A 5,187-nucleotide genomic window follows, 5' to 3' on the forward strand; every position below is an offset into this window, starting at 1 on the left:
ACACCTGCCAAAGGAAAGCTCCTTTGGAATGGCTTCTACAAACACCCCCAACCCCCTCAAAACTTTGAGGGGGCTCCCTCGCCGGTTGGCGTCAAACAAACGTGGTTGTTTGAGTGCCAAGAGGGTTCGGGTGCAGAGACATTGTCAATTCCTTAATGCTCCCTACGGTCCGCTTACCATTGACAATGCAGCTTATCTCCCCCTTTGTTTTGGGGTAGAGGCTGGCTTCTTATGTTTTTAAAGTGTTGTTCATCTTGGAATAAGATGAACACTTTAGGGCGGCCGATCTGGCGGTTCGGCAGGTATACTTTCCTAAACAAGCCGATCTCCTATATCCTTCGTTTTGGGTATGTCGGCTTGGCGATAAATTTAAACCTGCCGAAAGTCTTTATACAAGGGGAAAAGAGTGGAGATTTTTTAAGTGGTTTTTTTAAAAAATACGACTCGTACCTTGTATAAGGACTAGCCTTCATTGAATGAGTCTTCCTATTCTATTTATTACATAATTTAATATGAAGAACAGTTAATAACTGATCCAAGCTTTCTTTACTATCTATAAACACTTTCGCATGTACCAGCCTCTGGTTCATAATAACAGTGTTGTTTAAATTGTCCTGAAAATGGTTGACCGTACCATGTAGGTGGACAAGCAGCAGGAGGATTAAAATACCAAAGAGCATACTTAGAAGGTTGTTGTCTCCAATAGTTTACTACTTGTCGTGCTAATCTTCTTTCTACATCCCTTGCTGGCCTATAAAATAAACTACCTTTTTGTACTGCTTCAAAAGAGTAATTTCCACCTTGAACATGAAAAATTACATCCCGTATGGTTCTTAAATCCTTAAAATCCAAACAGTCAACTGCTGTTCTATTTACAATGACATTCCCAACCATAAGCATGCCTAGTTTCCCTTCACCTACAGCCTCTGCATGCATCATCCTTGCAATTAAATCAATGTCACTACTCCTATATTTTACTCTTGTCACTTTTTATCACCTCTACCAATGATTGTATTTAAAACATCCTATAAAAATGTCAAGTGGTTACCCTTCAAAAATAACAAAAATTGTATAAATCAAATCTCTAAGAGCAAACTACTCAAGATGCCAATAGGTGTCATTGGATAAAGTCGTGTAATAAGAAAAAACCACCTTGGAGAGAAGGTGGTTTTTTCTGTTTTAAGCTGTATACGCTATACATTTTTAGTTAACATAATGTCTCTTTCCGGAACCCATCACCAAAAAGAACCCTTATGGGAGTAAGGGTTCGAAAGAGGTCTCATTTATGAGTTATGCAGCTTTTTATACATCCTTGATAAATCAACGTTCTTTGGACAGCAGAAAGAAACGTGAATGAATAAAAAGTGCACCTTTTATTCATATGCTTCAAACCCAAAAAATAGCATTTGATACCATAATATGCTACACTACAGCTCAGACTATTTTTACAAATTTCAACGTAGCAAAAAAGCAACCTCCATCTCCTATGACAAAGATGAGGTTGCTCTTTTTTATTTCCAAAATTCCCACCACTTTTTATTAGGAGATTTTTTAGGTTCTTCAATAGATGCTGCTATCTCTAATTTAGACTCTTGTAATTCTCTAATAGAGCTCATTAGCTTTTGATCACGATCATCTAACCTTTTAAGTAATCCTTCTTGAAATTTCCTCTGTTGTTCTTCTTGTTTAAGTGTCCATTCACTTAAGAAATGCTCATGCTTTTTTAATTCTTCTTGGACTCTTTTAGCCACCATTGATTCTATCTCCTGAACAGGAACAAATCCTTGATTCTCTAAGGATTGTTCAGGTTGTTGTTTAGAAGAGTTTATATTCTCTGTATCATAAATCTTAGGGAATCCTTCTTCAACTAAAAGTTCGAGTATTTGAGCAGATTGGAGACTTCGTTTATTTCTCATCTTAGCTATAAAAAGAAAAACAGGTAACGAAGATGAATCAATTAAGTACTTGTTTTTTTCACCTTGCTTAACATTTATAAAATCCTTATATGTTTGGCAATTGCGCTTTATAGTCATGGCCGACACTTTCACTTGTTTGGCCATCTCTTCAGCTGATAACCACTGTTTAGAAGTCTTCACTGTTCAGATCACCGCTTTCAAATTCAACTAAACATCTAAACTAAACACCATTCAAACACTTAGACAATTCCATGCTACATCTACTTTAACCTCTTTTTCTGTTCAGATCATTGTTCAGATCTTTTTAAAAAATAATAATCTAAACAATGATCTGAACACATTTAAACAATGAACAACCACGCTAAAAATTCTACTTAAAAACTAAAGGCCGCCTTTAGGCGGTTCAATAGCCTTTAGGCTTATTAATAAAAAAATAATAGTATCATATCTTATAGTGGCCGCTTTTTATTAGACAAGAAAATCTTGCGATTTAACTATAAAATTTTAAACGAAAAAAGTATAAAAAGACCCTTGCAATTCTATGAGTGAATTGCTATTTAAATAGAGTGAGAAGGGACATATACTAAAAGTTAGAGTTACCAAGGGTTTGAAGCACCTATAGTGTAACCATATGGTTACACCTGTGTAACCATATGGTTACACTATACAAATAGATTTCAAATAAAAAAACCTCAAAAAAGATTGAGGTTTAAAATAAATAAACAGGTAAATTGTGTTTCTTAGATGAACCTTCTACAACGAAGTTCTTTAAAGACTTTTTAAAAACATGTTGAGTTGCTCTATCTATACCATCTTTAGGAGAGCAACACATAATATTCGGGTTTACAAACCAAGTACGACTTGTACAAATTCGTCCATCTTCTGTAGTCATTCCTGCTTCAGCTACTCCTAATATTCCTTTTTCTAAAAGACTGTTCATTATAGTCGATATGTGTTTTCTGGTTACACCAAATTCTTTCGCTAGATATGTAGGTGTCAAAGCATTAGTTGCTATTTCTAAATCATCACTATCTAGATCTACTTGCTTTACCTTTTCTATAAGGACGTTTGATTTAAATTCAACATACGGGCTTAATTTAAAAAGAAAAGCCTCTTGAGCAGATTTTAAATATCCTATATCGTTCAAATAGCTCACATTATCCATAATTAATTGCACAAACTTCACCCCATCAGTTTTTTTCCTTCGTTTACCGATGAAATAGTTTTCTCCAGTAGCATTATGCAAGACTTCCATTAACATTCTTTGTTGTTCTGTAGACAAACCAACCTGAGCTTGATTAATTAACTCTTCTACTTTAAAATCTCTAATTCTTGCTTTCTTTTCTGCTTCTTCTAATGCTTTTTTCACCGTAACTCCTCCATTTAGTGTGGAAGGAATTAACCTTACTGTGTTAGAATAGAATTATAATAATGTGTTTTTGAAGGTTAATCCCTTCTTTATTTTCTTTGAAAAGTCCTCTGAGTCGGCCAAAACTTGAGGGCTTTTCTTATTTTTATTGTACAGGTAAAATTACCAAAATTTCTACCATTTCTTTTGATTTTCTACTTTTAAACTAATATTTCGCTATACCTTAACCTAGATTAATACCAAATAACCCAAAGAACCATTTAAACAAAAAGAACATTGGTACCATAAATACTGCTGCACCAGCCCCATACTTCACCCAATCTAACCAACCATTAAATACTACGCCTAACTTAGCGTTCGAAATCATAGTCTTGCTGTTTTTTTCGACCTCGCTGAGTTCCGCCTTCGCTGTCGCGCTCAAGCTGTCGAACTTGCTCCCCAGGTTGTTGTTGATCTTCTCTAGCTCGTCCTTGATCGCTTGATTGTTTGCTTGAAACTCTTTGCTCAGAAACTCCTGATTCTGTTTCATGTCGGTGTGTAGGACTCTGATGGCCGTCTTCATCTCGGCCAAAGTTTTGTTTGTATGCAGCTTGTGTGTTTCGATGTCGTTTTCTAATTTGCTCAGCAATGTCATCGAAGTCAATTCCATTTCTTTCTGTACGTCTTGGCTCGTCTGTTTGATCTCCTTGAGCTCTTGTTCGATCATCATCTCTTTGTTCATGTTTTCTTTCAGGAAAGTCGAGAGATAGCCCTCTGTTGCTCTCAGACGCAAGATCATTTCTTCGTAAGTCCTGTTCAGATCCTGTTTGGATATTTCCTCGTTCTCCATTTGGTTTTCCTGAATAAATTCCTTCTCTTTTAATTTCAACTTGTCTTTCAAAGCCATGTAAAATCGTCTCCTTTTCGTACGCCAACCCTAATTTCGTGCCACGTACCTTTTTATTCGATTCTAGATGCTCATACGTGATGTTTTTACCTCGTAGCGTTGCTTGGACACCTTGGTCTTTTAAACGTTCCTGAAAGTCTTCAAAACTAGTTGCTTGTTCTTTTGAAGAGTCAATGGCCGTTCTAATTTCATCTTTCCAACTCGACTTACCTTTTTGAAGCAATGACTGTTCAGCTAATGTGTAGCGAACATCGGCCGAGCGCTCTTCTACAATGGACAACCCATGTTCTTTACATAACTCATCGCTTACGTCACGAAACCGGTCAATGGCGTCTTGGCCATGAGCATGAAACTTACGACCATCCTCATAGTTCACGGCATTAATGACGATGTGATTATGAATGTGATCTTTGTCTGTATGCGTATAGACGGCCACCTCATGACCTTGTGCTAATTTCTCAGCCAGTTGTAGCCCAATTTTATTAGCTTTCTCAGGATCTACTTCATCTGGCTTAAACGATTGAATGACATGATGAGCTTGTATGCCGCCGTTCTTGCCCCATATTTCCCTTGTAGCCTTAAATTGGTTTCTTACATAGTCAACGTCGCAATCAAGCGAATTTGACACCTCAGCGCGCTTCTCAGCGTACTTCAGTAACGCATTCGCGTTTTTCGTCGTACTCAGCTTAATTGTTGCCATGCTGCAGCCAATCCTTTTTTAATTTCGTCGAGATTATATACCAATCTCTCAAGCTCCTGTTCACTCAATTGTTCAATGTCTCTTGCATTGCACCATCTAGCAATTTGGTTCACATTGGTACCCACGGCGCGCAATTCCTTCGCAATGGCCAGAGCACCCTCACGATTGATCTTCGGCTGCCGTACGCGTGTACCCTGTGCCTTTGCTTTCACAAAGGCAGGCACCGTCATTCCTACGTTATCCGCCATCAGCGATAGCCGTTCGAATTCCTCCTCAGTGACACGGAACTTCACCTGTTTAGGCTCGTTCCTACGCT

General features: G+C 37.5%; 6 protein-coding genes. All 6 read right to left on the reverse strand.

The window, feature by feature from the left end; genetic code table 11:
• Positions 1-549: 549 nt before the first annotated feature.
• Entirely contained in the window at positions 550-987 is a 438-nt protein-coding gene (locus LJC66_RS27240) for a cell wall hydrolase (protein WP_088568273.1), read from the reverse strand.
• A gap of 524 nt (positions 988-1,511) precedes the next feature.
• Complete coding sequence (locus LJC66_RS27245; RefSeq protein ID WP_230933918.1) at positions 1,512-2,096, reverse strand: DUF3967 domain-containing protein; 585 nt, start codon at positions 2,094-2,096, stop codon at positions 1,512-1,514.
• 529 nt (positions 2,097-2,625) lie between these two features.
• On the reverse strand, positions 2,626-3,285 hold the full coding sequence (locus LJC66_RS27250) for a MarR family transcriptional regulator (protein WP_088568209.1): 660 nt from the start codon (positions 3,283-3,285) through the stop codon (positions 2,626-2,628).
• A gap of 223 nt (positions 3,286-3,508) precedes the next feature.
• Positions 3,509-3,652, reverse strand: coding sequence for a hypothetical protein (locus tag LJC66_RS27255; protein ID WP_012209757.1), 144 nt, complete (start codon positions 3,650-3,652; stop codon positions 3,509-3,511).
• Entirely contained in the window at positions 3,636-4,871 is a 1,236-nt protein-coding gene (locus LJC66_RS27260) for a relaxase/mobilization nuclease domain-containing protein (RefSeq protein ID WP_230933919.1), read from the reverse strand. Before LJC66_RS27260 ends, LJC66_RS27255 begins: the two co-directional genes overlap by 17 nt.
• The coding region (locus tag LJC66_RS27265; protein ID WP_230933920.1) for a plasmid mobilization protein at positions 4,853-5,187 on the reverse strand (335 nt) is incomplete at its 5' end. The genes LJC66_RS27260 and LJC66_RS27265, both read right to left, overlap by 19 nt.

It is taken from the genome of Priestia sp. TSO9, assembly GCF_021029645.1.
GTDB lineage: Bacteria > Bacillota > Bacilli > Bacillales > Bacillaceae_H > Priestia > Priestia megaterium_E.